Source organism: Acidimicrobiales bacterium, from assembly GCA_036273495.1.
Classification (GTDB): Bacteria; Actinomycetota; Acidimicrobiia; order Acidimicrobiales; family JAJPHE01; genus DASSEU01.
Genome location: DASUHN010000013.1, coordinates 1 through 26,006, shown reverse-complemented (window position 1 = coordinate 26,006; position 26,006 = coordinate 1). Strand labels below are relative to the sequence as shown.

General features: G+C 71.9%; 28 protein-coding genes and 1 pseudogene. 12 read left to right on the top strand and 17 right to left on the bottom strand.

Features of this window, described 5'->3' with window-relative positions; genetic code table 11:
• The 3 genes from VFW24_00555 to VFW24_00545 all read right to left on the bottom strand — a co-directional run.
• Nucleotides 1-1,374, bottom strand: a 1,374-nt coding sequence (locus VFW24_00555) for an amidohydrolase family protein (protein HEX5265240.1), incomplete at its 3' end; no start/stop codon positions are given.
• A complete protein-coding gene (locus tag VFW24_00550) occupies nucleotides 1,367-2,260 on the bottom strand; it encodes an SDR family oxidoreductase (protein HEX5265239.1) in 894 nt (297 codons plus the stop codon). The genes VFW24_00555 and VFW24_00550, both read right to left, overlap by 8 nt.
• A gap of 164 nt (nucleotides 2,261-2,424) precedes the next feature.
• Nucleotides 2,425-2,859: a hypothetical protein gene (locus tag VFW24_00545; GenBank protein ID HEX5265238.1), complete on the bottom strand. Its 435-nt coding sequence runs from the start codon at nucleotides 2,857-2,859 to the stop codon at nucleotides 2,425-2,427.
• A gap of 103 nt (nucleotides 2,860-2,962) precedes the next feature.
• Between VFW24_00545 and VFW24_00540 the strand changes: the two genes are divergently transcribed.
• The 3 genes from VFW24_00540 (at nucleotide 2,963) to VFW24_00530 (ending at nucleotide 5,805) form a co-directional block, all read left to right on the top strand.
• Nucleotides 2,963-3,574 (top strand): disulfide bond formation protein DsbA, encoded by a 612-nt coding sequence (locus VFW24_00540; protein HEX5265237.1) that lies wholly within the window; start codon nucleotides 2,963-2,965, stop codon nucleotides 3,572-3,574.
• A 13-nt stretch (nucleotides 3,575-3,587) separates the two neighbouring features.
• Nucleotides 3,588-4,409, top strand: a complete 822-nt coding sequence (locus VFW24_00535) for an MBL fold metallo-hydrolase (GenBank protein HEX5265236.1) — start codon at nucleotides 3,588-3,590, stop codon at nucleotides 4,407-4,409.
• An 82-nt stretch (nucleotides 4,410-4,491) separates the two neighbouring features.
• Entirely contained in the window at nucleotides 4,492-5,805 is a 1,314-nt protein-coding gene (locus tag VFW24_00530; GenBank protein ID HEX5265235.1) for a cytochrome P450, read from the top strand.
• On the opposite strand, the gene VFW24_00525 is transcribed toward VFW24_00530, so the two are convergent.
• The 7 genes and pseudogenes from VFW24_00525 to panB all read right to left on the bottom strand — a co-directional run bounded on the left by VFW24_00525 (nucleotide 5,802) and on the right by panB (nucleotide 11,664).
• Nucleotides 5,802-8,288 carry a replicative DNA helicase gene (locus tag VFW24_00525; GenBank protein ID HEX5265234.1) on the bottom strand — a complete coding sequence of 829 codons (2,487 nt, stop codon included), beginning with the start codon at nucleotides 8,286-8,288 and terminating at the stop codon, nucleotides 5,802-5,804. The two genes, VFW24_00530 and VFW24_00525, sit on opposite strands and share 4 nt — an antisense overlap.
• A gap of 200 nt (nucleotides 8,289-8,488) precedes the next feature.
• Nucleotides 8,489-8,935 (bottom strand): 50S ribosomal protein L9, encoded by a 447-nt coding sequence (rplI, locus tag VFW24_00520; protein ID HEX5265233.1) that lies wholly within the window; start codon nucleotides 8,933-8,935, stop codon nucleotides 8,489-8,491.
• Between the two features lie 219 nt (nucleotides 8,936-9,154).
• Nucleotides 9,155-9,412 (bottom strand): annotated as a pseudogene (rpsR, locus tag VFW24_00515) (30S ribosomal protein S18).
• Nucleotides 9,413-9,415: 3 nt separating this feature from the next.
• A complete protein-coding gene (ssb, locus tag VFW24_00510; GenBank protein ID HEX5265232.1) occupies nucleotides 9,416-9,883 on the bottom strand; it encodes a single-stranded DNA-binding protein in 468 nt (155 codons plus the stop codon).
• Between the two features lie 25 nt (nucleotides 9,884-9,908).
• Complete coding sequence (rpsF, locus tag VFW24_00505; GenBank protein ID HEX5265231.1) at nucleotides 9,909-10,265, bottom strand: 30S ribosomal protein S6; 357 nt, start codon at nucleotides 10,263-10,265, stop codon at nucleotides 9,909-9,911.
• Between the two features lie 100 nt (nucleotides 10,266-10,365).
• Nucleotides 10,366-10,599 (bottom strand): hypothetical protein, encoded by a 234-nt coding sequence (locus tag VFW24_00500; GenBank protein ID HEX5265230.1) that lies wholly within the window; start codon nucleotides 10,597-10,599, stop codon nucleotides 10,366-10,368.
• A 207-nt stretch (nucleotides 10,600-10,806) separates the two neighbouring features.
• Nucleotides 10,807-11,664, bottom strand: coding sequence for a 3-methyl-2-oxobutanoate hydroxymethyltransferase (gene panB / locus VFW24_00495; GenBank protein ID HEX5265229.1), 858 nt, complete (start codon nucleotides 11,662-11,664; stop codon nucleotides 10,807-10,809).
• A 132-nt stretch (nucleotides 11,665-11,796) separates the two neighbouring features.
• Here panB and VFW24_00490 point away from each other — a divergent pair, with 132 nt between their 5' ends.
• The gene (locus VFW24_00490; GenBank protein ID HEX5265228.1) at nucleotides 11,797-11,976 is read left to right on the top strand and encodes a hypothetical protein; all 180 of its coding nucleotides are present in this window, start codon (nucleotides 11,797-11,799) and stop codon (nucleotides 11,974-11,976) included.
• On the opposite strand, the gene VFW24_00485 is transcribed toward VFW24_00490, so the two are convergent.
• Both VFW24_00485 and VFW24_00480 read right to left on the bottom strand, forming a co-directional pair.
• On the bottom strand, nucleotides 11,973-14,045 hold the full coding sequence (locus VFW24_00485; protein ID HEX5265227.1) for a transglycosylase domain-containing protein: 2,073 nt from the start codon (nucleotides 14,043-14,045) through the stop codon (nucleotides 11,973-11,975). The two genes, VFW24_00490 and VFW24_00485, sit on opposite strands and share 4 nt — an antisense overlap.
• A gap of 86 nt (nucleotides 14,046-14,131) precedes the next feature.
• A complete protein-coding gene (locus VFW24_00480; protein ID HEX5265226.1) occupies nucleotides 14,132-14,536 on the bottom strand; it encodes a DUF5318 family protein in 405 nt (134 codons plus the stop codon).
• A gap of 26 nt (nucleotides 14,537-14,562) precedes the next feature.
• Here VFW24_00480 and VFW24_00475 point away from each other — a divergent pair, with 26 nt between their 5' ends.
• From VFW24_00475 to VFW24_00465, 3 genes are all read left to right on the top strand, one after another.
• Nucleotides 14,563-15,459 carry an aldo/keto reductase gene (locus tag VFW24_00475; GenBank protein HEX5265225.1) on the top strand — a complete coding sequence of 299 codons (897 nt, stop codon included), beginning with the start codon at nucleotides 14,563-14,565 and terminating at the stop codon, nucleotides 15,457-15,459.
• A 70-nt stretch (nucleotides 15,460-15,529) separates the two neighbouring features.
• Nucleotides 15,530-16,162 (top strand): PadR family transcriptional regulator, encoded by a 633-nt coding sequence (locus VFW24_00470; protein ID HEX5265224.1) that lies wholly within the window; start codon nucleotides 15,530-15,532, stop codon nucleotides 16,160-16,162.
• Nucleotides 16,159-17,238: an inositol-3-phosphate synthase gene (locus VFW24_00465; GenBank protein HEX5265223.1), complete on the top strand. Its 1,080-nt coding sequence runs from the start codon at nucleotides 16,159-16,161 to the stop codon at nucleotides 17,236-17,238. Before VFW24_00470 ends, VFW24_00465 begins: the two co-directional genes overlap by 4 nt.
• On the opposite strand, the gene VFW24_00460 is transcribed toward VFW24_00465, so the two are convergent.
• Entirely contained in the window at nucleotides 17,217-18,128 is a 912-nt protein-coding gene (locus tag VFW24_00460; protein ID HEX5265222.1) for a DUF6159 family protein, read from the bottom strand. The genes VFW24_00465 and VFW24_00460 overlap by 22 nt on opposite strands.
• Nucleotides 18,129-18,178: 50 nt before the next feature.
• On the opposite strand from VFW24_00460, the gene VFW24_00455 reads away from it, so the two are divergent.
• From VFW24_00455 to VFW24_00440, 4 genes are all read left to right on the top strand, one after another.
• On the top strand, nucleotides 18,179-18,916 hold the full coding sequence (locus VFW24_00455) for a class I SAM-dependent methyltransferase (GenBank protein HEX5265221.1): 738 nt from the start codon (nucleotides 18,179-18,181) through the stop codon (nucleotides 18,914-18,916).
• Complete coding sequence (locus tag VFW24_00450) at nucleotides 18,850-19,659, top strand: class I SAM-dependent methyltransferase (protein HEX5265220.1); 810 nt, start codon at nucleotides 18,850-18,852, stop codon at nucleotides 19,657-19,659. The genes VFW24_00455 and VFW24_00450 overlap by 67 nt, the downstream gene beginning before the upstream one ends.
• A complete protein-coding gene (locus VFW24_00445; GenBank protein ID HEX5265219.1) occupies nucleotides 19,652-20,374 on the top strand; it encodes a hypothetical protein in 723 nt (240 codons plus the stop codon). Before VFW24_00450 ends, VFW24_00445 begins: the two co-directional genes overlap by 8 nt.
• A gap of 158 nt (nucleotides 20,375-20,532) precedes the next feature.
• A complete protein-coding gene (locus tag VFW24_00440) occupies nucleotides 20,533-21,306 on the top strand; it encodes an EAL domain-containing protein (GenBank protein HEX5265218.1) in 774 nt (257 codons plus the stop codon).
• Between the two features lie 19 nt (nucleotides 21,307-21,325).
• Here VFW24_00440 and VFW24_00435 read toward each other — a convergent pair whose 3' ends face one another.
• From VFW24_00435 to VFW24_00425, 3 genes are read right to left on the bottom strand one after another with little or no spacing between them, the layout of a single operon-like run.
• The gene (locus VFW24_00435) at nucleotides 21,326-21,634 is read right to left on the bottom strand and encodes a hypothetical protein (GenBank protein HEX5265217.1); all 309 of its coding nucleotides are present in this window, start codon (nucleotides 21,632-21,634) and stop codon (nucleotides 21,326-21,328) included.
• Nucleotides 21,635-21,671: 37 nt separating this feature from the next.
• Nucleotides 21,672-22,001, bottom strand: a complete 330-nt coding sequence (locus VFW24_00430; GenBank protein ID HEX5265216.1) for a hypothetical protein — start codon at nucleotides 21,999-22,001, stop codon at nucleotides 21,672-21,674.
• A 55-nt stretch (nucleotides 22,002-22,056) separates the two neighbouring features.
• Nucleotides 22,057-23,463, bottom strand: coding sequence for a CCA tRNA nucleotidyltransferase (locus VFW24_00425; GenBank protein ID HEX5265215.1), 1,407 nt, complete (start codon nucleotides 23,461-23,463; stop codon nucleotides 22,057-22,059).
• Between the two features lie 191 nt (nucleotides 23,464-23,654).
• Here VFW24_00425 and VFW24_00420 point away from each other — a divergent pair, with 191 nt between their 5' ends.
• Nucleotides 23,655-24,353 carry a hypothetical protein gene (locus VFW24_00420; protein HEX5265214.1) on the top strand — a complete coding sequence of 233 codons (699 nt, stop codon included), beginning with the start codon at nucleotides 23,655-23,657 and terminating at the stop codon, nucleotides 24,351-24,353.
• Between the two features lie 885 nt (nucleotides 24,354-25,238).
• On the opposite strand, the gene VFW24_00415 is transcribed toward VFW24_00420, so the two are convergent.
• Complete coding sequence (locus VFW24_00415; protein HEX5265213.1) at nucleotides 25,239-25,928, bottom strand: O-methyltransferase; 690 nt, start codon at nucleotides 25,926-25,928, stop codon at nucleotides 25,239-25,241.
• Nucleotides 25,929-26,006 lie beyond the last annotated feature (78 nt).

Here is a 26,006-nt window from a genome sequence, read left to right as displayed (position 1 = left end):
GGCGTGGGCGCCGCCGTCGGAGAGGCCGGGCACGGTGTGGGGATGGGCCAGCATCTGGCCCACGGCGTCGAGGTTTCCCGCGGCGTAGTTCAGCGAGGGCAGGTAGATGAACGACCGTCCCTCGTCGGCCATGCATATGTCGTAGGCGAGCTCGGCGCCGTCGCGTCCCTCGCGCCCGGCTCGCGCCGCCAGTGAGTCCTCGGGACGAGGCTCGTAGTCGGGCGGATCCCCGAGCTCGTACATCAGCTGGTACTTCTCGACCAGCCGGCCGCCGAGGACCGACGATCCCTTCTTGCTCGTCATCTCCGCCTGAGCGGCGAGCACGCGTGTCCGGAAGTCGGGATCGGCCATGACCCGCGCCTGCTCGGCGGGAGCGAGGGCGGAGATCTCGCGCCACACCGGGTTGAACATGAACGGGTTGAGCGTGCACGTGAGGCCGAGCAGCACGCCCACGGCTCGCGCTGCGACCTGACCGAGGGTGGGGAGTCCCTCGGCGTTCATGCGGGACACCTCCTCCAACACGTCGATCCAGTTGTCGGGCTTCACCGGGCTCTGCGCCACCGACACCGACAACGGCCGGCCTGATGCGACGACCATCTGCCGGAGGATGGCGAACTCCGCTCCGACGTCGATGAAGTCGGACACCACCTGCAGCACGCCCTGGCCGGTGCGGCCGATGCACTCGGCGATGCCGGCCAGCTCGGGCGCGGCGGCGGTCAGCGTGGGCGTCGGCTCTCCCCGGCTGGTCCGGTGGTTCAGCGTGCGCGACGTCGTGAAGCCGAGAGCCCCGGCCCGGATGGCGTCGGCGGCGATGCGCCCCATCTCGGCGATGTCGGCCTCGGTGGCCTCCTCCCGCCGCGCCCCCCGCTCTCCCATCACGTGCAGGCGCAGGGCGCCGTGCGGCACCTGGGCGGCGAAGTCGATGTCGTGGGGCCTGGTCTCGAGGGCGTCGAGGTACTGCGAGAAGCTCTGCCACTCCCACGACAGCCCCTCGTGGAGAGCGGCGCCGGGTATGTCCTCCACGCCCTCCATCAGCTCGATCAGCCGGTCGTGGTCCGACGGGCGCACGGGGGCGAAGCCCACCCCGCAGTTCCCCATCACGACCGTCGTCACCCCGTGCCAGGACGACGGGGCCAGGCTGCTGTCCCACGTCGACTGGCCGTCGTAATGGGTGTGGATGTCGACGAAGCCCGGCGTCACCAGGCACCCGTCGGCGTCGATCTCCCTGGTGCCGCGCCCGTCCACCCGGCCCTGCCCGGCGGTGCCCACGGCCACCACCACGCCGTCGTTGACCGCGACGTCGGCGGTGCGCGACGGGCAACCGGTGCCGTCGACGACCGTCCCGCCCCGCACCACCACGTCGTACTCAGCCACGGGCGCTCCCCACCAGGTTCTCGCTTACCTCCCACAACCGCCGCGCCGCTTCCCCGTCCCGGGCCGGGCCCGACGGCCGGCCCTCCCGGACCGGTCCGTAGTTCCCGATCACGACGCGCTTGAAGTACCCGCCCGACCGGTCCTCGAGCCCGGGCGCGGTGGCGGCGTGCAGCATCGATGCCGCCCCCGCCCGGGGGGTGATGAACAGGGGACGGATGATCGTGAGGCCGATGTCCATCAGCCCCTTCACGTCCCCGCCGCGGCCCCACCCCGTCCGCACCGTCCCCGGGTGCACGGCAAAGGCGCTGACTCCCGTGCCCTTGGTCCGCTCGGCCAGCTCCCTGGTGAACAGGATGTTGGCCAGCTTGCTCCGGTTGTAGACGCCCATCCCGCTGTAGGAGCGCTCGGCCTGGAGGTCGTCGAAGTTCATGCTCCGGGCCGCCTGATGGGCCGTGGAGGCGACGTTGACGACCCGGGCGGGGGCGCTGGCCTTCAACCGGTCGAGGAGGAGCTCGGTGAGCCGGAAGTGGCCGAGGTGGTTGGTGGCGAAGGTCATCTCGTAGCCGTCCGCCGACACTTCCCGGCCGGACAGGACCACCCCGGCGTTGTTCACGAGGACGTCGAGCCGGTCCCACCCGTCGAGGATCCGCTTGGCGGCGTCGTCGACCGCGGCGAGCGAGGACAGATCCAGCTCGACGGGATGGACGTCGTCGTTGCGGGTGGTCACGCGCACGTCGCTGACCGCCGCCGCCAACCGGGCCGGGTCCCGCCCCGCCATCACGACCGTGGCCCCCGCCCCCGCCAGGGCCCGGGCCGCCTCCCGGCCGATACCGGAGTTGGCGCCGGTGATGGCCACCACCCGACCCCTCTGATCCGGGATCTTCACGGGGCCAATCCTGCCCGGCCGCCGCCCGGGGAGCCAGCGGCCCGGGCCCGACGCCGTAGGGTGACCCGCCCGATCGGGGCAACGAGTCAGCTTGTTCGAGCCGACCTATACCAGTTTCGTCCAGGCGCTCAAGGCCCACCTCGAGGCCTGAGCGCCCGGATCGGTCACTCCGGCGGGGCAGCCGGCGGCCGGGTGGTGAACGACAGGGCCCACTCCGGGGCGCCGTTGCCGTCCACGACCAGCCGCCAGGTGTAGCGGGTCCCCGGCTCGAGCGGCAGAGGCCCCACGTTCACCGCCAGGGGGAGGTCGATCGGGCTGCCGGGGGCGAGACCCGGGGGCCGGCCCACCTGGAAGTCCCCCCGCACCTCGATGGCCTGCGGGCCCTCGGGACCGGGCACGAGCACCGGATGCCCGTCGGCGTCCTCCAGGTACAGCTCCCAGTGGTGGGCCTGGTCGGCCTCGTTCCAGTCGATCTCCAGCTTCATGGCGATGGCCGAAGGGGTGGGGTCGGGACCGGTGACGCTCCACCCTCCGCCCAGGATGTAGAGCTTCCCCTCGGCCACCTGGGCGCTGTCGGCCAGCATCATCGTCACCCGCATCCGGGCAAAGCTAATGGTCCCGGCCCCGGCCTCGGACGCGCCCCGGACGGCGGCGCGCCGTCCCGCCGGGCACACCGGAAGCAGTCGGCGCGAAGCTCACGGCATGACCGATCGTGAAGCCGTCGACTTCTGGTTCGACCCGCTCTGCCCCTGGGCCTGGATCACGTCCCGCTGGATGCTCGAGGTGGAGAAGGTCCGCCCCGTCGACGCCAACTGGCGCCTGATGTCGCTCGCCTACCTCAATCTCCGGCCCGACCGCGAGCTCACCGACGAGTACCGCAAGCGGATGGAGCAGGCGTGGGCGCCGGTCCGGGTCTGCGCCGCCGCCGCCCGGGAGAAGGGGCCGGACATCCTTCTGCCGATGTACACCGCCATCGGCAGCCGGTTCCACATCGAGAAGCGGCGCGAGCCCTCCGTGCTGGCGGAGGCGCTGGCCGAGGTCGGCCTGCCCGAATCGCTGGCGGAGGCGGCGACGTCGGAGGAGCTCGACGAGGAGATCAAGCGCTCGCACCACGAGGGCATCGATCTGGTGGGCGACGAGGTCGGCACCCCGATCATCCGCTATCGCGACTACGCCACCTTCGGTCCGGTGGTGAGCCCGATCCCGCGGGGCGAGGACGCCGGACGGCTCTGGGACGGGGTCGTCATCCTCTCCGGGGTGGACGGGTTCTTCGAGCTGAAGCGGAGCCGGTACCGGGCTCCGATCGTCGACTGAGGGAGGGGCGCCCGTGCTCAAGGTCGGGAGCATCACCATCGAGGCGGTCTCCGACGGATGCCTGCGGGCGCCGCCGACCGCCCTGTTCAACCGGCCCTCGGAGGAGGACTGGGCTCCCCACCGGGACCTCCTCGACGAGGAGGGCCGCGTCGTGTTCGAGATGGGCGGCTTCCTCGTCCGCGACGGCCGGCGGACCGTCCTCGTCGACGCCGGTCTCGGCCCCTACGGCGAGCGGGAGCGCGGCGGGACGTTCATGCAGAACCTGGGCGCGCTGGGGGTGGCGCCGGCGGACATCACCGACGTGGTGCTCACCCATCTCCACTTCGACCACATCGGTTGGGCGTCGGACGGGGAGAAGCCCCTCTTCCCGAACGCGACCTACCGGTGTCACGAGGCCGACTGGGACTTCTTCCTCGGGGCCGACCCGTACGACGACTCGATGGGCGTGAACCTGATGGGTGGCCGGCGCGCCATCGAGCTGTTGCCGGCCGTGAAGGAGCGGACCGAGACCTGGACGGGAGATGTCACGCTCCTGCCCGGCATCGACGTCCGCACCGCGCCGGGGCACACGCCGGGGAGCACGGTCGTCACCGTCTCGTCGGGGGACGAGCGGGCCCTGTTGCTCGGAGACGTGGTGCACTGCCCGGCCGAGCTGCTCGAGGACGACTGGGAGATGATCTCCGACGTCGACAAGGAGCTGGCCCGGCGCACCCGGGTGGCGCTGGCCCGGGAGTTCGAGGGCAGCGACGTGCCGATGGCGGCATCGCACTTCCCCGACCTCCGCTTCGGGCGCCTGCTGCCCGGCAGCGCCATGAGGCGGTGGGTGTTCGACTGACCCCGGCTCCGTGACATCGGGGTGACCGACGCCACAGCCGGTCTCCGTTGCTTTCGCTTCTCGCCGGGCTGATACTTCAGACGTGGCTGCAGCTGGGGGGCTGGTCGTGCCGGCGTTGCGCCGGGGAGCGGTGACAGCGGGCGTGGTCGGGTTCCTGGCCTCACCACAGGTGCGCGCCCGACCGCACCGCCTGTACTCGACCCTGCGCCATCTGGATCCGGTGCACGAGAGTCCCTTCGGGCTGTGGCTCCTCAGCCGCCACGCCGACGTCTCGGCGTGCCTGCGCAACCCCGGACTGAGCAGCGTCGAGCGCAAGGCCGACGAGCAGTGGCTGATGAACCGTCCCGCGGTGAAGCTGCTGATGCGGGTCAGGCCGGAGCAGCACGGCAACGGAGCGTCGTGGGCGCTGATGGAGCGGATGCTGCTGTTCCTCGACCCGCCCGACCACAGCCGCATCCGGTCGCTCGTGAGCAAAGCCTTCACGCCGAAGGCCGTGAGCGCCCTGGAGCCGCGGGTGGCCGAGCTCGTGGACGAGACGCTCGACCGCATCGCGCCACGCGGCCGGATCGAGCTGATGAGCGAACTGGCCTATCCGCTCCCGGCCCGGGTCATCTGCGAGATGCTCGGCGTCCCCCCCGAAGGCCAGGACATCATCGTGCGCCACGCTCCGGCGGTGGCCGGACGCCTCGATCCGAGCCCGATGCGGGACGCCGAGGACATGGCGGCCGCCGATCACGCCTGCGCCGAGTTGACCGAGTACCTCGAGAGCCTCATCGAGTCCCGCCGGCGGTCACCGGGCCCGGACCTGCTGAGCGCCCTGATGGCCGCCGAGGAGCACGGAGACCGCCTGACCCACGACGAGCTGCTGTCCACGGTGATCCTGCTGTTGATCGCCGGCCACGAGACGACGGCCAACCTCATCGGCAACGGCCTGCTGGCCCTCATGAGCAGTCCCGAGCAGTCCGAGGCGCTCGTGGCCGATCCCGCCCGCGCCGTCGAGGAGCTCCTCCGCTACGACGGCCCGATCCAGATGACCGAGCGGATCACGCTCGAGGACCTGGAGGTGGGCGGTCGGGTCATTCCTGCCCGGCGCATCGTGATCCTCCTGCTGGCCGCCGCCAACCGCGACGGGGCGGTGTTCCGCGACGCCGACCGGCTCGACCTCGCCCGCCATCCCAACCCGCACCTGGCGTTCAGCAGCGGCGCCCACTTCTGCCTCGGCTCCCCGCTGGCGCGGATGGAGGCACGTCTGGCGCTGCCGGCCATCGTGCAGCGCCTGGGCGGCGGCACCGCCGCCGGGCTCTCACTGGCCGGACCCGCCCCCCGGCGCAACAGCTTCACCATCCGCGGCCTCAGCGCCCTGCCGCTGGCCTGGAAGTGGCGCTCGGCCTACTAGACGGAGCGCGCCATGTTGGCGAAGCGCGCGTAGTGATCGAGGAAGGCGAGACGAGCCGTGCCCGTCGGACCATTGCGGTGCTTGGCGACGATGATCTCCGCCGTGCCGCGGTCCGCCGACTCGGCGTTGTACACCTCGTCTCTATAGAGGAACATCACGACGTCCGCATCCTGCTCCAACGAATTATGGGCGATGACGCCATCAGCAATGAAGTTGTGCGTGTCGTCAACCGTTGCGTCATAGGTCGGTTGCTGACCAAGCGGAGTTATCTCGACTACCTCGTCCCAGAACACATCGGAAGCGGCGAGATCGGATAACGGCACGAGATCGACATTCGGATTCCCCTTGAGTCCGCGGACGATCTCGAGTGCGGTCGGGATGATCTCGCCACGCGCACCGTGGCAACCGACGATGCTCAGGAACCGGGCCTGATTGTCCTTGGCCGTAACGGTAACGTGCCAATTGTCCCGGTAGCCCGCTTTGCGGGCAGGTGTAATCCGCGATCGGATGTCGAGCCTGAGCAGGGCGGCGCGAACATCGTCGGCAAGTCGTCGGCTGGAGGTTGCGTAGTAGATCCGTACCAGGGATCCCCGGGCATTACGCGAAACGGTGATGGACCCGTCGGTGGCCCAAAGGTGCGAGAGGAACAGAGCAAGTCGCTCTGATGGCTGGCCCATGACTTCATTGGGGATGAACTTGTTGTGCGAGCGGCTGCCCCATAGACCGAGCGGCTCGAGCCAGTTCCGGATCGGATGGCGTACGTGGTGGGTCAGTCGGTACGGGGACGGGAACCAGAGAAGCCACGTGTTCCGCTGCTTCTTCCCTCCCACTTCTATGCCGAACAGCTCGCGGCCGGCTCGCTCGACTACTTCCTTGTTGGCGGGGTCGGCCGTTGCGTACTTGACGCCCTGTGGACCGATCGACCCATCCCCCAACAGGTGCGCCAGAAGGATCAACTCGTTGTCCGACCAAGCCGGCACGGGATTCGCCGGCTCGGGAAGGCGGCGCGGCACCGCGATGTGATCTCCGGCTTGGAGGTCGGCCAGAGGCACCCAGCCGTCCACCTTGCGGAACGGGTGGTTGTCGGTGGCGGTCACCTCGGCACCCGACGCCAAACGCAGGCGGAACACAGGTCGGATGCCGGAGGGAAACACCTTGGTCACTCGGCGCGGGACCAGACGCCAGCGGTCGTCGAGTGACCAGACCAACGGCTGCTCCTGGGTGAGGATCAGCTCACCGAGCGTGACCGAGGTCCCGTCGTCGGCACGGAAGAGGCGCGTGCCCGCCGGCATGCAACCCGACTCGCGGAGGTCGGCGAGCATGGGCCGCTTGTCGGCCCGCTGCTCCAGGTTCCGGGAGAGCTGCGAGAGGGCGATCACCGGGACCTCGAGCTCGCGGGCCAGGATCTTGAGGCCGCGGCTGATCTCCGACACCTCGACCTGGCGGTTCTCGGCCCGGGAGCGACCGGTCATCAGCTGCAGGTAGTCGACGACCACCAGGCTGAGACCTTCCCGGCTCTTGAGGCGGCGCGCCTTGGCCCGGATGTCCATCACGGTGAGGTTGGGGTTGTCGTCGATGTAGATCGGCGCCTCTCCGAGCCGGCCGATGGCGTGGCTGATCTTCGACCAGTCCGAGTCGTGCAGCTTCCCGTTGCGCATCCGGCTGGAGTCGACCTTGGCCTCGGCGCAGAGCAGGCGCTGGGTGATCTCGAGATGGCTCATCTCGAGCGAGAAGAACAGGACCGGCTCGCGGGCGTCCATGGCGGCGTGCGCCACGATCCCCAGCGCGAATGCCGTCTTGCCGCACGCAGGTCTCCCCCCGACGATCACCAGGTTCGAGGGCTGCAGGCCCGAGAGCTGCTCGTCGATGTCCGAGTAGCCGGTGGGGACCCCGGTGATGGCCTCCCCCCGGTCGTAGAGGGCCTCGAGCCGATCGAGGGACTCGGACAGGAGATCCCGGATCGGCGCCAACGTCTCCGCCACCCGCCGCTGGCCCACGTCGAAGACCATCGACTCCGCCCGGTCGATCGCCTGGTCGACGTTCTCGGGCACCTCGTAGCCCATGTCGGCGATGTCGGTGGCCACGCCGATCAGCCGGCGGAGCAGGGCGTGGTCGTTGACGATGCGGGCGTAGCGCCCGGCGTTCGAGGTGGCCGGTGTCGAGGCCTGGAGGCGGATCAGGACCTCGGGGCCGCCGATCAGCTCGAGCAGGCCGGCCCGGCGCAGCTCGTCGGCCACGGTGACCGGGTCGACCGGCTCGCCCCGCGTGTAGAGGGAGCCGATGGCGTCGAACACGTGGCCGTGGGCCGGCTTGTAGAAGTCGGCGGTGTCGCACTGCTCGAGCGCCACCGACACCGCGTCCCGGGACAGCAGCATGGCGCCGAGGAGGGACTCCTCGGCCTGCAGGTCGTGGGGAGGGGTCCGTCCGCCCCCGCCACCACCGGCCCGCTGCTGGCGTCGGGCGTCTTCTATCGATCGGACCATCTGGCGCACATCTTTCGCCGGCGGGCCTGGGGATCGATAGAGGCTCTTCGCGCCCTTCCCTCGGGATTTCCTGTGGGTGACCGGCCCCGGCCTGGGGGCAACTTCTCGGGCGAACGCATGTTCCCCATCATGCCCACACCTTGTGACGCAGCGGAGGGCGCCCGAAGGCGCCCCCCGACGTCCCTGCTCCGCCAGGACCTCTAAGCGGACACCACCTCGACGGTGATGCGGAACTCGACCTCCGAATGCAGCTTCACGCCGACGTCGTGGGACCCGAGGGTCTTGATCGGCTCGGGCAGCTCCACACGGCGCCGGTCGAGGCTCACGCCGGCCTGGGCCGCCACCGCCTCGGCCACGTCGGCGGCGGTGACCGACCCGAACAGCCGGCCCTCGGTGCCCGCCTTGGCGGTGATGCGGATGACCTTGGCCACCAGCTCCCGGGCCACGGTCTCCGCCGAGGCCCGGTCCTTGGCGTCCTTCAGATCCCGGCCCCGGCGCATGGCCGCCGCCTGGGTCAGGACGCCGTCGGTGGCACGGAAGGCCCGGCCCTGCGGGAGCAGGAAGTTCCGGGCGAAACCGTCCGCCACCTCGACCACGTCCCCCTTCTTCCCGACGCCGTCCACGTCGGCCCGGAGCACCACCCGCATCTAGGCCTCCGCGTCCTCGGAGCCGCCGGCCGACACACCCGCCGCGACCGATCCGTTCCCGGACCCCTCGGCCTCCTCGTCGGTCTCCGCCGTACCGACGTCTTCCAGATCCGGGGCCTCGGCGTCGGCGGGCGGCCGGGGGGCCTCCCGCTCCGGGCCCTCGTCGTCCCGGCGGCGGCGGCCGCGGGGCCCACCCCGCTCGCTGACCGTCCGCTGGGTGTAGGGAAGCAGGGCCAGCTCCCGCGCCGTCTTGATGGCCACGGCCACGTCCCGCTGGTGCTGGGCGCAGTTACCCGACACCCGCCGGGCGCGGATCTTCCCGCGGTCGCTCATGAACCGCCGCAGCAGGTTGACGTCCTTGTAGTCGACCCAGCCGAGGTGCTCCTTGCAGAAGATGCAGACCTTCTTCTTGGTGCGCCGGCCGGTGTCCTTGGTTCCCCGCTTGCGATCACGGTCGCGGTCGCTGTTCCTGGGCATGCTCTAGAACGGCTCCTCGTCGAAGTCGTTGCCGCCACCGCCACCGCCGGCACCGGCACCGACCGGCGCGGCGGCACGGGAGGCTCCCCCACCGCCGTCCGGGCCCCGGCGCTCGTTCTTGGTGATGGATGCCGTGGCCCAGCGCAGGCTGGGGCCGATCTCGTCGGCGACGACCTCGACCTTGGAGCGCTTGTCGCCGTCGGGCGTCTCCCAGCTGCGCTGCTCCAGGCGCCCGGTCACGATCACCCGCGAGCCGCGGGCCAGGCTCTCGCTGGCGTTCTCCGCCTGCTCCCTCCAGCACACCACGTCGAAGAAGGACGTGGCCTCCTCCCACTCCTGGGTCTGGCGGTTCTGCCACCTTCTGTTGACCGCCAGGCCGAACGAGGCCGTGGCCTGACCGCTCGGCGTGAATCGCAGCTCCGGGTCCCGCGTGATGTTGCCGACCAGAGTGACGCTGTTTCCGTTGGACATTCTTCTCTCTCCGCTCCCGTTCAGTTCAAGCTTGGGCGGTGCCCGCCTCGACCGGCGCGGCCCCCGTCGGCGCCGACTTGGATCGGCCGGCGGCGGCGTCGGGGACGCGGATGGTCTTGTGACGGAGCACCTCGTCAGCGAGTGAGAGGACCCGGTCCAGCTCGGCCACCGCCTCGGGCGAGCTGGTCATCTCGAGGAGGACGTAATAGCCCTCCTGGCGGTGAGCCAGCTCGTAGGCGAAGCGGCGCCGTCCCCATCGATCCACACGGCCGACGGTCCCCCCGTGGGTGCGGATGGTTTCGGCGGCGCGGTCGAGGACAGATCCGATGACCTCTTCCTCAAGGCCGGCGTCAAAGATGATCACGACCTCATAGGGCCGCATTGGCACTCCTCCCTGTGGACCCGTCGTCGGCGACCGGGGCCCCGTAGCCGGGGCAGGGCTCGATTGAAGTCGGCAACCCTACCACGGGGCCCATCCTGGACTACGGGTGTGACACCGCCGTCGTCGGGGGGCTGAACCCGGGCAGGACCTGGTTGGTGAGGTGGGGATCGGCGGGGCGGTCAGCCCCCGCGACCAGAAAGGCCAGGCAGGCCAGGACGAGCAACGTCCACACGCCCGACCGCAGCCGGCGCAGCCACGGCTCGCTCCCGACCCGCGTGAGAAAGCGGTGGGCCGGATCCCCGACCCACGCCGGCGGATCGAGGAACGGGTTCACGGCGGGCGAGGTTACGGCGGGGGGAGACCTCCCCTACCTCCGCCGTTTCACATGGTCCGAATTTGGACCGCTGCATAATCATGCACAACGACGAAATCGGACTATGTGAAACCAGACCGGGGGGCAGGGGCCTCGCCTCGAGCCCCGCCGCGGCGCAAGCTCCGCGCCTCGCCGCGAGCTCCCCGGCCTCGCCGGGGCCGGCCGTCCTCAGGCGCTGGCCGCCGCCCCGCGCCCGTACGGGTCGAGGGACTCGCCGGGCACGTGGTAGCTCTCCTCCGAGCTCGGGAAGGCGCCGGCGCGGACGTCGGACGCGAACGCCGCCACCGCCGCCACCGCGTCGGCCTTCAACGAGGCGTACCGGCGCACGAACTTCGGGGTGACCCGGTCCTCGAGGCCGAGCAGGTCGTGGATCACCAGCACCTGGCCGTCGCACGCCGGCCCGGCGCCGATGCCGATTGTCGGCACCTCGACCGCGGCGGTCACCCGGGCCGCCAGCACGTCGGGCACCCCCTCCAGCACCAGGGCGAAGATCCCCGCCTCCACCAGCGTCTCTGCATCCCTCAGCATCTGCTCGGCGGCGGCCATGTCCCGGCCCTGCACCCGGTAGCCGCCCATGGCGTGCACCGACTGCGGCGTCAGCCCGAGATGACCCATCACCGGAATCTCGGCGTCGACCAGGGCCTCGACCACCGGGACGCGCTTGGCGCCCCCCTCGAGCTTGACCGCCCCCGCCCCCGCCCGGACCAGGACGGCGGCGTTGGCCACCGCGTCCTCCGGACCCCGGTGGTAGCTGAGCCACGGCATGTCACCGACGATGAGCGGCCGGGGCCGGGCCCGGGCCACCGCCCCGACGTGATGGGCCATGTCGGCCACCGTCACCTGCAGGGTGTCCTCGTAGCCCAGCACCACGTTGGCGACCGAGTCCCCGACCAGGATCAGGTCGACCTCGGCCTCGTCGGCTATCCGCGCGGTGGGGGCGTCGTACGCCGTCACCATCACGAGCGGGTCCTGCCCCGGCCCGCGCTTGTGGGCGCGGATCGCGGGCACGGTCAGCGGCTTGCCCATGAGCCGTTACCTCCTCCCCGTCCAGCGCCCCACGGCTGCCGGCGGTTGCAGGCAGTCTAGTTCCACACCCGCCGGCCCCGGCCCTGCCCCGGTTGGGTCGGCCGGCCGGCCCGATAGCGTCGGGTCGACGAAATGGACCGGGTCTGCGAGAACTGCGGCGGGGAGGACGACGAGCTGGTCGTCGTCAGGCGCATCTACCTGGTGCCCGAGGCGTGGGACACCCCCGGCTCCCGGACCACGGTCGACCAGGACGAGCTGTGGTGCTTCTCCTGCCGCTCGCTCTACCCCCACGAGGTCGTCGACCGCGACTAGGGGCCGGGACCCGGCACCGGCGGGGCCCGGGTGGTGGTCGTCGTGGCCGGCCGGGTGGTGGTCGTCTCGGGGGGCCGGGTCGTGGACGTGGTGGAGGACGTGGAGGTGGAGCTGGTCGACGACGTGGTCGTCGACGAGCCAGGGGTGCCGCCCGGCCCGGCCGTGGTGGACGTGGTCGACGACAGCGTGGCCCCGGACGAGCCCCCGGCCGTCGTCGTGGTCGGGTTGTAATACGCCGACGACCCGGTCAGCAGCTTGCCCCCGAAGCTGGAGACGGACGGGAAGGTGCCCGAGTCGGTCCCGGCCAGGGCCTGGGACATGAACCGGTTGAAGATCGTGGCCGGCAGGGTGCCGCCGGACACCGGGCCGCCCCGCACGTTCAGCATCTGGTGCGAGTCCCCGGCGGCGTAGCCCATCCACACCGCCGTCGTGAGGGTCGGGGTGTAGCCGATGAACCAGGCGTCGTTGTAGTTGTTGGTCGTTCCCGTCTTGCCCGCCACCTCGTGGCCCGGCACCTGGGCCCCCGTCCCGGTCCCGTGCTGCACGACCTGGCGCAGGGCGTAGTCGATCTGGGCCACGTCCGACGACGACAGGACCCGGGAGCGGGCCGGCTCGTCGTCCCACAGGACGCGACCGTCCGACGTCGTCACCTGCTCGATCACCCGGGGGGTCACCCGCACGCCGCCGTCGGCGACCGCCGAGTAGGCGCCGGCCATCTCCAGCACCGAGACGTCGGCCGCCCCGAGGACGAAGGACGGCCCGGTCGGCAGGGGGGACTGGACGCCGAGCTCGTGGGCCGTGGTGGCCAGGCGGTCGACCCCGAGCTGCTCCTCGAGCTGGACGTACACGGTGTTGACCGACTCCGCGGTGGCCTGGATCAGGTTGATCCGGTTGGGGAACGACTCCCCCTGGAAGTTGTTCACCACGTAGTCCTTGCCGTTGTCGGCCTTCGCCAGCACCAGCCGGGCCGGAGCCGGGAACGCCGAGTCCAGCGAGTACCCCTCGTGCACGGCCGTCGCCAGGGCAAACAGCTTGAACGTCGAACCGGCCTGCCGCCCGGATCCACCTCCGGCCGTCCCGGTGGCCAGGTTCACCTGCGACTGCGAGTAGTCCCTGCCCCCGACCATGGCCACCACGTTGCCGTTCTGGTCGACCGAGACCAGGGCGCCGGCGGGGTCGGACGGCCTCAGGTAGCCGTACACGGCGTCGTAGGCCTGCTGCTGTCTGTGCAGGTCGAGCGTCGTCTTCACGCGGAGGCCCCCGGCCTCGACCGTGGCCAGGCCGAAGCGCTGGATCAGGACCCGGCGCACGTAGTCGACGAAATACTGGGTCCCGACCTGCGTGTCGACGACCTGGGGGGCCTCCTGCTTCGGGTTGATCACGTAGGAGGCGACGGGCTGGGCCTCGACCTGGGCCCGGCGGGCGGTCGTGATGTCGTGGTAGCGGACCATCTCGTCGAGGGTGATGTTCCGCCGGCGGTCGGCGGTGGCCGGGGCGGTCGTGGCGTCGGCGGTGACCGGCGAGCGGATCAGCCCGGCCAGGTAGGCGCCCTCCCGCAGGCCCAGCTTCGACACGTCCTTGCCGAAGTACACCTCGGAGGCGGCCTCGATCCCGTAGGCGCCCCGCCCGAAGTAGATGGTGTTGAGGTAGCGCTCGAGGATCTGGTCCTTGCTGAGCTGGCGCTCCAGCCGCACGGCGGCGGCCGCTTCCCGCAGCTTGCGGAGGAAGGTGCGCTGGGTGCCGACGTAGACCTGCTTCACGTACTGCTGGGCGATGGTCGAGCCGCCCTGCAGCGACCCGCCCTTCGCGTCGGACCAGGCGGCGCGCAGGATGCCGATGGGGTCGAGGGCCCCGTGCTGGTAGTAGGCGTGGTCCTCGGTGTCGAGGATGGCCCGCACGACGACCGGCGGAACCTTCTTGAGGCTCACGGGGATCCGGTTCTGCCCGTTGTCGATGGTGGCCAGGCGGTTGCCCGAGGCGTCGGTGATGAACGTGGTCTGGCCCTGCACCGTCGGCGGGGGCAGCGGGGCCAGCAGCAGCAGGTAGGCGAAGCCCGCCAGCGCCGTCACGAACAGGAAGCCGAGGAGGAACAGCAGCCGCCGGTAGCGCCAGAACCAGGAAGGCCTCCTTGCCCCCCGGCGCGGTCCGCGCCGCTTCAGGACCGGGCGAGGCGGCCGACGGGGAAGGTGCGCGCCAGGTGGTTCCAGGCGCACTCGGGGCAGACCTCCACGACGTAGCAGGCGAGATCCCGTCCCCGGCGCGCCAGGCGGCGCAGCTCGGCGTCGGTCGCCACGGTCTGGCCCGACGGGGGCAGCCCGGGGCCGAAGACGTAGCTCACCAGCACCACCTCGCGCTTCTCGCAGATCGGGCAGCACTCCTGGGTCGGCTCCCCGATGCTGCGGGCGGCCCGGATGAGCTCGGGGTGGGCGTCGCACACCTCGTTGCGGCCCAGCCGGCCCTTCCTGAACTCGGACAGCACCGCGTTGCGCGCCAGGCGGAAGTCGACCTGGCCCGCCGGGGCCGGCATCGAGCCCATGAGGGACTGAGGCAGGAGCCGCATCAGGGCCGCGAGGCTACCGTCCCGCTATGCCAGAACACATCGAGCGCGCGCCCTTCGGGGGGACCGGCCACAGCTCCAGCCGGGTGATCTTCGGCGCGGCGGCCCTGTCACGGGTGACCCAGGAGAAGGCCGACACCGCCCTGCCTCTCCTCCTCGAGCACGGCGTCAACCACCTCGACACCGCCGCCGACTACGGGGACTCCGAGCTGCGCCTGGCCCCGTGGCTGGCCCGCCGGCGCGCCGAGTTCTTCCTCAACACCAAGACCCACGAGCGCCGGGGGGACGGCGCCCGGGCCGGGCTGGAGAGGTCGCTGCAGCGCCTGGGCGTGGACCACGTCGACCTCATCCAGCTCCACAACCTGGTCGAGGAGGACGAATGGGAGACGGCCCACGGGCCCGGCGGCGCCGTCGGGGCCCTGGCCCGGGCCCGGGACGAGGGGCTGTGCCGGTTCATCGGGGTGACCGGGCACGGCCTGCGCATAGCCCGCATGCACCTGCGCTCGCTCGAGCGCTTCGACTTCGCCTCGGTGCTCCTCCCCTACAGCCACGTCCTGCTCCGGGACGAGGACTACCGGCGCGACGTGGAGGCGCTCCTGGCCGTCTGCGCCGAGCGGGACGTGGCGGTGCAGACCATCAAGGCGGTGGCCCGGAGGCGCTGGGACCCCGACCACGACGGGCCCCGGTTCAGCTGGTACGACGCCCTCCCGCCCGGGGACGCCCTCGACCGGGCCGTCCGCTTCGTGCTGGCCCGGCCCGGGCTGTTCCTCAACACCTCCAGCGACCTCCGCCTGCTGGGGCCGACCCTCGCCGCCGCATCCGGGGCACCGGGTGCCGGAGCGCCGGGCCCGGCCGACCTGGACGCCGACGTGGCCGCCCACGGGATGGCCCCGATCTTCGACGGGGGCGCCCTGGAGCGGATCTGAGCCGTCCCGGGGAGGTTAAGAGACTTCCGATATATCGACTCGATATATCGGCCGTGCTAATGTGCATTTCGTGCTCGAACTGGCCATCCTCGGGTTGCTCAAGGATCAGGAGCTGCACGGCTACGAGCTCAAGAAGCGCCTGACCGAGACCCTGGGGCCCCTGTCCCGGGTGTCGTTCGGGTCGCTGTACCCCGCCCTCCGGCGCCTGGCCCGTTCGGGGGCGGTGGAGGTGGTGGAGGGAGCGGCACCTTCGCCCGTGGGGGTGCCGAGCGCCGGGTCGCTGGCCGGGGAGCTGGCCGCCTTCCGGGCCCGCCGCTCTTCAGGGCGGGATTCCCGGGGCCGCAAGGTGTACCGGATCACCCCGGACGGGGAGGCGCTGTTCTCCCGCCTGCTGGCCGAGGCCGACGGCCCCGACGACGACCGGGCGTTCAACCTGCGCCTGGCCTTCGCCCGGCACCTGGCGGCCGACGAGCGGCTCGGGATGCTGGAGCGCCGGCGGGCCCACCTGGCCGAGCGGCTGGTGCGGGCCCAGGCCGCGGTCCGGGCCGGGAGGGAGCGGTGGGACCGCTACGCCCGCTCGATCGCCGAGCACAGCACCGAGGCCACCGAGCGGGACATCTCGTGGATCGACCGGCTGATCGAGGCCGAGCGGTCCGGGGAGCACGAGCAGGACGTAACCGAGCAGATGGGAGCGGAGCGATGAGCAAGATCCGGGTGGCAATAGCCGGGGTGGGCAACTGCGCCAGCTCGCTGGTCCAGGGCGTGACCTACTACCGGGACGCCGATCCGACCGAGGCGGTGCCCGGCCTCATGCACGTGACCCTCGGGGGCTACCACGTCGGGGACGTGGAGTTCGTGGCCGCCTTCGACGTAGACGCCAGCAAGGTGGGCCTCGACCTGTCGAAGGCCATCTCCTGCGGGCAGAACAACACGATCCGCTTCGCCGCCGTGGACGAGCTCGGCGTGACCGTGCAGCGGGGCCCGACCTTCGACGGGCTCGGCAAGTACTACCGCCAGACGGTCGAGGAGTCCCCCGCCGCCCCGGTCGACGTGGCCCAGGTGCTGAAGGAGACCGGGGCCGACGTGCTCGTCTCCTACCTGCCGGTCGGCTCCGAGGCGGCCCAGCGCCACTACGCCCAGGCCGCCCTCGACGCCAAGGTCGCCTTCGTGAACGCCATCCCGGTGTTCATCGCGTCCGATCCCGAGTGGGCGGCCCGCTTCAGCAACGCCGGCGTGCCGATCATCGGGGACGACATCAAGTCCCAGGTCGGCGCCACCATCGTCCACCGCCTGCTGGCCCGCCTGCTCGAGGACCGCGGCATGGTCCTCGACCGCACCTACCAGCTCAACGTGGGCGGCAACATGGACTTCAAGAACATGCTCGAGCGCGAGCGGCTGGAGTCCAAGAAGATCTCCAAGACCCAGTCGGTCACCAGCCAGATCGAGCGGGGCATCTCGTCGGACTCGGTGCACATCGGCCCGTCCGACCACGTGCCCTGGCTGGAGGACCGCAAGTGGGCCTACATCCGGGTGGAGGGCCGCAACTTCGGCGACGTCCCGCTCAACATCGAGCTCAAGCTCGAGGTCTGGGACTCACCGAACTCCGCCGGCGTGATCATCGACGCCGTGCGCTGCGCCAAGGTGGCCCTCGACCGGGGCATCGGCGGCCCGCTGCTGGGCCCGTCCGCCTACTTCATGAAGTCCCCGCCGGTGCAGTACCGGGACGAGGCCGCCCGCCTGATGGTGGAGGAGTTCGCTCAGATGGCCGGCGGCTCGTAGTCCCCGTGGCCGAAACCCTTACCTGAGAACCCACCGGGCGCCCCGAATCCACCCAGTCCGCCACCCCCGAACAACCCCCCGCCGCGGCTCCGGCGGGGGCGGAAGGCCTGCTCGAAGTCCTGGGAGAAGAACGGGGCGCTGACCTCGCCGGACACCGCGAACCGGTAGAGGGCGGCGTTGAAGATCCCGCTCAGGGCGGCGCCGGCGGCCAGCAGGGTGCCGAAGCCGAGGACGGCCACCACGATCGCCAGGGCCGGGGCCACGGCGCCGAGCACGGCGCACAGGACCACGACGGGGATCCCGACCACGATCATGGCTATCGAGATCGACCCGTTGCCGACCAGCTGCTCCCCCCATCGCTGGCGGAACAGCGAGCCCGACCGCTTCACGGCGTCGATGGGACCGACGGGCTCGTAGATCATCACCGGCACCACGAAGAACGTCACCACGCTCCACGCCGCCCCGATCAGCCGCCCGACGATGGCGCCGAAGATCCCGCCCCGCTCCTCCAGGGCCCGCAGCACCAGGCCGACCGAGGCCGACAGCGCCGACCACGCCAGCAGTTTGTCCACCCGCGTCCACGCCGTCCGCAGTCCCTGGCTCACCGAGCCCGGGCCGCCCCGGAGCCGGTCGGTGGCGGCGGCCACGATGGCGGCGTTGGAGAACGTCGCCACGAACGTCGACACGAAGTACACCAGCGCCAACAGCAGATAGAGGGCGGGCCTGCTGGTGTGGGACACCCCGTTGACCAGCGCCGGGCTCAGCACCGCGGCCGAGAAGACCACGATCGCCAGCACCGACACCACGGGCAGGACCATCAGGGCCTTGTCCGACCGCAGCACCTGCCAGCTGGCCCCGGCCAGGCGGAAGCCTCTCTCGATCCGGCCCATGCCTATTTGCGGCCTCGCCTCATGGGAAAAGGGTACGACATGATGAGGGCGTGCCCACCGACAATGCCGCCGCCTGGGACCGCCACACCACGGCCTACCAGGCCGGGGCCCAGCTCTCCACGGACGTCGCCCACTACGGCCCCGACATCCCCGACGAGAGCTCGCTGCGCCTGCTCGGGGACCTGAAGGGCAAGCGGGTCCTCGAGCTGGGATGCGGGGGGGCGCAGTGCTCGATCGCCTTCGCCAAGCAGGGGGCCACCGCCATCGGGGTGGACTTCTCGGCGGAGCAGCTGGGCTTCGCCCGCCGTCTGGTCGAGCGCGAGGACGTGCGCGTGGAGCTGCGCCAGGGGGACCTGGCCGACCTGGCGTTCCTGCGCGCCGACTCCGTCGACCTGGCGTTCTCCGCCTACGCCTTCGGCTACGTCGAGGACCTCAACCGGGTGTTCCGCCAGGTGCACCGGGTGCTGCGGGTCGGGGCCCCGCTGGTGTTCAGCCTGCCGCATCCCGCCTACTCGATGATCGACGACGACGCCGCCGAGCCGCTCCTGGTCCGGCGGTCCTACTTCGACCGCTCCACCATCGACTACCAGTGGGGCGGGGTGGCCTTCACCGACTACCACCACACGTTCGAGGACATCTACACCGGCCTGGTCCGCGCCAGCTACCGGGTCGACGTCATGCTCGAGCCCGAGCCGCTGCCCGGGGGCCCCCGCAGCCAGCACTGGCGCGACGCCTTCCGTTTCGTCCCGCGCACCCTGATCGTGCGCGCCCGCAAAGAGGGAAACTGACGGCCGGGTCCGGCCTCAACTCCTTCTCCCAGAGGCTGTTCCGCGGGCTGCCCGCCCGCTACGACCTGCTGGCCGAGCTGCTGTCGTTCGGCCAGAACCGCCGGTGGCGCCGGCGGATGGTGGACGCCATCGCGGCGGGATCGGGCTCGGGCCGGGGCACCGGCGCACCGATCGTCCTCGACGTGGCCACGGGCACCGCGGGCGTCGCCATCCAGGAGGCCGAGCGCCTGGGGGCCCGGGTCGTCGGCGCCGACCTCAGCACCGACATGCTGGCCGGGGGCGCCCGCCGGATCGGCGCCGCGGGCCTGGCCGGTCGCATCTCGCTCGTCCGCACCCGGGGCGAGGCGCTCCCCTTCCCCGACCGCAGCTTCGACGCCCTCACCTTCACCTACCTGCTCCGCTACGTCGACGACCCCGCCGCGGCCGTGGCCGAGCTGGCCCGGGTGGTGCGCCCGGGCGGGGTCATCTCGAACCTGGAGTTCCACGTCCCCCCGAACCCGTTCTGGCGGGGTTGGTGGTGGCTGTACACCCGGGTCGTCCTCCCCCTCGCCGGCCTGCTCACCGGGGGCCCGGCGTGGTTCGCGGTTGGCCGGTTCCTCGGGCCGAACATCTCCGGCCACTACCGCCGCCACCCCCTCACCGCCCACGTGGCCATGTGGGAGGCGGCGGGGATCACCGACGTCCACGTCGAGCTGATGAGCCTCGGGGGCGGGCTGGTGATGTGGGGGCGGAGGGGTGGCTGAGCCCGCCGCCTACTACGCCCGGCGGGGACCTGTGGCCGACTGGTGGACGCTGCTGCACCCGCCGTACACGGCGTGGCACCTTGCGTTCGTGGTCATCGGCGCCTGCCTGGCGCCCCGGGTGTCGGTCACGACCCTGCTCGCCACCCTGCTCGCGTTCTTCCTGGCCGTGGGGGTGGCCGCCCACGCCCTCGACGAGCTGCAGGGCCGGCCCCTCGGGACCGCCATCCCGGCCCCGGTCCTGGCGGCGGTGGCGGGGGCGGGCCTGGCCGGGGCGCTGATCGTCGGGGCCGTCGGGGTCACCCGGGTCGGAGGCTGGCTGGTGCTGTTCATGGCCGTCGGGGCGGCGCTGGTCGTCGGCTACGACCTGGAGCTGGCGGGGGGGCTGGTGCACGGGGCGGCCGGCTTCTCCCTGGGGTGGGGGGCGTTCCCGGTGCTGACGGCGGCCTTCGCCCAGTCCCACAGCGTGACCGGCGGGGCGGTGCTGGCCGCGGCCGGGGCCGCCATGTGGTCGGGGGCCCAACGGGTCCTGTCCACGCCGGCGCGGACGCTGCGCCGGCGGGTCCGGGGCGCCGACGTGCGCCTGGTCCACGCCGACGGGCGGGTCGAGGCGGTGGGACGGGCCGAGCTGCTGGCGCCGCTCGAGCAGGCCCTGCGGCTCTCGGCCTGGACGGCCGTGCTCCTGGCGGCCGGCCTGGCGGTCAGCCGCCTCGGGTGACCATCACCGATCCGGCGGGCCGGGCGGTGCAGAATCTCCGCCACCCCCGGCGGGCGCCCTGACCCCTCGCGAAATTTGTCCGAATTTGATGTTTAGACGATTGACACCTTAGGTTAGAGTTGCCTAAGCGGAACTCTCTTCTTCAGATTGGTGGTCGGATGCTGGGGGTGGTGGCCACGGGTTCCCGGGAGAAGGTCAACCTGGGGACGAGCTTCGACCTTCTACATGCCGTCGAAGGGGAACAGCTCGTCCTCCACTACCAGCCGATCATCGACCTCACGTCCGGGCTGGCCGTGGGCATGGAGGCCCTGGTCCGCTGGAACCACCCCACCCTGGGCCTGACCGGCCCCGACGACTTCCTGCCCCTGGCCGAGAACAGCTGGCTGGGCGGGCGGCTGACCGCATGGGTGCTGGAGCGGGCGGTGTCGGACTGCGCCGCCTGGCGGGCGGCGGGCTCGCCGGCGGGCGTGTCGGTCAACGTCTTCCCCGAGTCGCTGACCGAGGAGTGGATCGTCGGGACCGTGGCCGAGCTGCTCGACGAGTACGCCCTGGCCCCCGATGCCCTCACCCTCGAGCTGACCGAGAGAGGGTGGCCGATCCAGCTCGAGCTGGCCGGGACCACCATGGCGGCCCTGGCCGCCCTCGGGGTGGGGATCAGCCTGGACGACTTCGGCACCGGTGACTCGTCGCTGTCCCGTCTCCAGCGGCTCCACTTCGACGAGATCAAGATCGACCGCTGCTTCGTGGTCGAGGCCGCCGAGCGCCTCCCGGACCGGGAGATCATCCGCTTCACCGCCGAGCTGGCCCACGCCCTGGGGCGGCGGACGGTGGCGGAGGGCGTCGAGCGGGCCGAGGACCTGGACGTGGTGCGCCGGATGGGCATCGACGCCGCCCAGGGCTTCCTGCTGGGCCGCCCCGGCCCCATCGGCTGACCCCCGGCGGGGACGCCGCCTAGTTGGAGAGGCTGGCCAGCTCGCGCTCGAGGGCGCCGGGCTCCCACAGGGCGGCGGCGAAGTCCTCGATCTCCTCGACGGTCAACGGCCGGCCGGCGGCGTCGTCGACCTCGAGAAGCCGGGCCCCCTCGGCGACCAGCTGCATGGCTGTCGTCGGCCGGAGCAGGCCCCGCACGACCCCACCGCAGTGGGGGCAGGCGAGGTGGTACTCGGCCTCCGACTCCCACGCCCGCCGCACCACGGTGACGGCCGGGCAGGGGACCTCGATGACCTCGCACCTCGTGCACTGGGCTCGGACCTGGGCCATGCAATTCCCTCGTCCCCCGGGGCCCCGCGCTTGAGGATCAAATCGGGCCCGAGGCGACGAACCGGCCGATGGTCGGGCGCCCTCCGACCCCCGACCTACGACCCCAGTCCGGCGTAGTCGGAGTCGGCCCGGCCGAGGGCGGCGTCGAGCAGCCGCCGGGCGGTGTGCAGCTCCAGCCACTCGTCGTCGGCGGCGCCGGGCCGGGGCGGACGTCGACGATGCGCTCGTCGCCGTGGACGTGGTGCCAGGCGTCGGCCTCGGCCGGGCGCAGCTCGTTCCACGAGTGGCCCGACCACCCGCACGTGCAGCACGCCCGGTGGGCGGTGCCCCGTCGCTCGACCACGACCGAATGGCGCTCGCTCGACATGCGTCGACCCCCGAAGAGACAGCAGTTTCCCGATGGCGCGCCCGGCTGTCAGAGGTTAGGCGCGTTCGTCGCGCCCGGACTCCTCCCACCACGAGAGCAGCCGCCGGGTGGCCTCCTCCTCACCGAGGGGGCCCTCGTCGAGGCGCGCCTCGAGCAGGAAGCCGAGCGCCCGTCCCACGACGGGACCGGGCGGCAGTCCGAGGAGCTCCATCACCTGGCGCCCGTCGAGGTCGGGACGGATGGAGTCGAGCTCCTCCTGCGCCCGCAGCTCCGCGGTACGGCGCTCCAGCTCGTCCATGCGACGTGCCAGGGCGCGCGCCTTGGCCTCGTTGCGCGTCGTGCAGTCGGCGCGGGTCAGCTCGTTCAGGCGCTCGAGCAGCGGACCGGCGTCGCGCACGTACCGGCGCACGGCCCGGTCGGTCCAGCCCAGCCGGTAGGTGTGGAAACGCAGGTGGAGCTCGACCAGCGTGGCCACCGTCTCGACGTCCTCGCCCGGGTAGCGCAGGGCCCGCATCCGGTCGCGCGTCATCCGCGCCCCCACGACCTCGTGGTGGTGGAACGACACCCCCCCGGGACCGAACGACCGGGTCTTCGGCTTTCCCACGTCGTGGAACAGCGCCGACAACCGCAGCAGGCGGTCGGAGCGGGTCTTCTCGATCACGGCGATGGTGTGGGCCAGGACGTCCTTGTGCCGGTGGATCGGGTCCTGCTCGAGGCCCAGGGCGGGCAGCTCGGGCAGGAACTCCTCGGCCAGCCCGGTCTTGACGAGGAACCAGAGACCGTCGGAGGGACGCTCGACGACCATCAGCTTGTCGAGCTCGTCCCGGATCCGCTCGGCCGAGACGATCTCCAGCCGGGCGCGCATGTCCACCACGGCCTCCACCAGGGCGCGCTCGGGCACCAGCCCGTAGCCCGAGATGAACCGGGCGGCGCGCATCATCCGCAGCGGGTCGTCCCCGAATGACTCCGTCGGCGCCAGCGGGGTCCGCAGCCGGCGGGCCGCCAGGTCGGCCAGCCCGTCGAAGGGGTCGACCAGCTCCGGCGGGGCGCCGCCGTCGGGCCCCAGCCGCAGCGCCATGGCGTTGACGGTGAAGTCGCGCCGCGACAGGTCGGCCTCGATCGACGTCGAGAAGGCCACTTCGGGCTTGCGGGAATCGGGCACGTACGCCTCGGCCCGGTGGGTGGTGATCTCGAAGGTCCGGCTCCCCCGCCGGGCCCCGATGGTGCCGAAGCGCTTCCCCTGGACCCAGGTGCTGTCCGCCCACCCCTCGAGGATCTCCTCCACCCGGTCGGGGACGGCGTCGGTCGTGAGGTCGAGGTCGTGTTCGGGCGCCAGTCGGTCGACGATGGCGTCGCGGACCACGCCGCCGACCAGATAGAGGCGGTGCCCGGCCGCGGCGAAACGCTCCGCCAGCTCGGCGGTCTCGCTCACCAACGGGGCGATGCGGTCGGGGATCACCACGGGTGGAGGGTATTGCAGGGGGCCGGAGCCATCCGCACCCATTCCCGCCCGCGGCCGGACTACGGGTTGATGGCCCGAACGGATCATTGACGAAAATGACCCGTCCGCGGGACTACAGGTGGTCCCTTCCCGGGTCGATCCCCTGCCAACTCCATCCTCAGGCGCGTCGAGCGCAACACAAGGAGCGGCCCATGACGAGGCACAGGATCGGCGCAAGCGGACGGATCCGGCGGGTCGGCGGGAGGAAGACGGCGGCTGGGGCCGCGGTGGCGGTGCCGGTGGCGCTGCTGCTGTTGGCGGGGCCGGCGGGTGCCACCAGCGGTACGGGCAGCACCCAGACGGTGAGCTTCACCCCCAGCGCCCAGCTGTCGATCGCCGCCTCACCCGTGAGCATCGGGAGCATCACCCCGTCGAGCAGCGTGCCGGTCGGCCTGGGCTCGGTCCTGATCACCGACACCCTCGACGACAGCGTCGACTGGAGCGCGTCGGTGGCGGCGTCGGACTGCTTCCTTCCGACCAGCGGGCTGCCGGCGGGGCTGCAGACCGCCAACGCCACCATCCCGGCGACGGCGCTGACCTACGTGACCCCGTCCGGGCCCGTGGCCGCCACCGTGCCGCTCTCGGCCACCGAGGTCACCGCCAGCGGCGGGGGGACCTCGAGCTTCGGGGCGGCGGCGCCGGGAGGCTCCCTGGCCGGTCCGACCTTCGGCAGCCCGGTACCGGTGGCGGCCACCACGGCCTACGCCAGCGCCAGCCCGCCGGCCAGCGGCCTCGACAACGACGGCACCTGGGCGGTCACGCCCGCCGTGAACCTCAACCTGTCGAGCACCGGCTTCGTGCCCATAAACAACGTCTACACCTGCACCCTGCAGTACACGATCGTCGGCTGACGCCGTGCCGAGCGTGAGCGCGGTGGCCGTGGCGGCCAGCGCGGTGTTCGCCGTGCATCCCGCCCCGGCGCCGGCCGCGGGTTCCGGCCACTTCTCCTACCGCCTGGCCCCGGGGCAGGAAGCGACCGGGACCCTCGTCGTGTCCAACCTGACCCGGCAGCCCTTGAGGCTGGCCCTGTTCGGGGCCGACCTGATCCCCCTGGGCAGCAGCGGCGGCTTCACGGTGGCCCAGCTGGGCCGGACCATGCACGGCGTCGGGGCCTGGATCCGAGTGGCGCCCTCGGTCACGGTGGCGCCGTTGGCCGAGGCCGCCGTCCCGTTCTCGGTGGAGGTGCCGGAGGCGACCCCGCCCGGGGACTACGGCGGAGCCGTCGTGGCCCAGAACACGCCCCGCACGGGCGCGGTCCCGGGCGGCGGCGCCGGCGCGGGCATCGCCGTGCAGACCCGGGAGGCGCTCGAGGTGGCGGTGCGGGTCCCGGGCGCCACCGTGCTGGGTGTCCGTCTCGGCCCGCTCGTCAGCCACACCAGCGGGTCCCACGTCCTGCTGTCGGCGGTGCTGCGCAACAGCGGCACCGAGCGCTTCCGCTACCAGGGCCGGGTGCTCCTGCAGCGGGGCGGCTCGTCCCTGCTGGTGTCGGCCCCGATGAGCCCCCGGACCGCCTACCTCCTGCCCGGCCAGCAGGTCCGCCTGACCGCCACCTGGGACCATCCCCCCCGCTTCGGCTCGGTGCTGGCCCGGGCGTCCGTGGTGGCGACCCCCGCCACCGGGCCGGCGGCGACGGTGTCCGACCCCGCCCTGACGCTGACCTTCTTCCCCTGGCTGCTCGTCCTGCTGGCGCTGGCGGACCTGTTCCTGCTCTTCTCGGTGGCCCGGCGGATCCGGCGCTACTGGCCCGCCGCCGCCCCCTCGGGCAGGACCAGGGCCAGGGCAAAACCGTCGTATCCCTTGCTGCCCACGGTCTGCACCTCGGTGACGCTCACCCGGCGCTCCGCCGCCATCACCTCGTTGAGCTCGCGCGTCCCCCGGATGGCGGGGTCGGTGCTGTCGGGGTCGACCACGGCGCCGTTGCGGATGACGTTGTCGACGATGATGACGCTCCCAGGCCGGGTCAGACGGAGGGCCCACCGGAAGTAGTCGGGGTTGCTCGGCTTGTCGGCGTCGATGAAGACCAGGTCGAAGGGCCCGGCGCCCTCGGCCTCGAGCGCCTCCAGGCTGTCGAGGGCCCGGCCGACCCGGATCGTCACCACGTCGGCCAGCCCGGCCCGCTCGACGCTGGCCCGGGCCACCTCGGCGTGGCGCGACTCCAGCTCCAGGGTCACCAGGCGGCCGCCCGCCGGCAGGGCGCGGCCGAGCCAGATGGTGCTGTAGCCCCCCAGGGTCCCGACCTCGAGGATGCTGCGCGCCCCCTGGATCCGGGCCAGCAGGTGGAGCAGCTTTCCCTGGTTGGGGGCCACGTTGATCGGCGGGAGGCCGGCCTCCCTGCTCGCCGCCAGGGCGGCGTCCAGGACGGCGTCGGATCCGACCAGGACGTCGGTGATGTAGCGGTCGACGTCGCTCCACAGCTCGGCGCTCATCCGCCTCTTCTATCCGAAACCGGGCCGGTCCGCTGGCCGTCCACCTCCGTGTGTTCGGTGTTCGTGTTCTAGCGAACA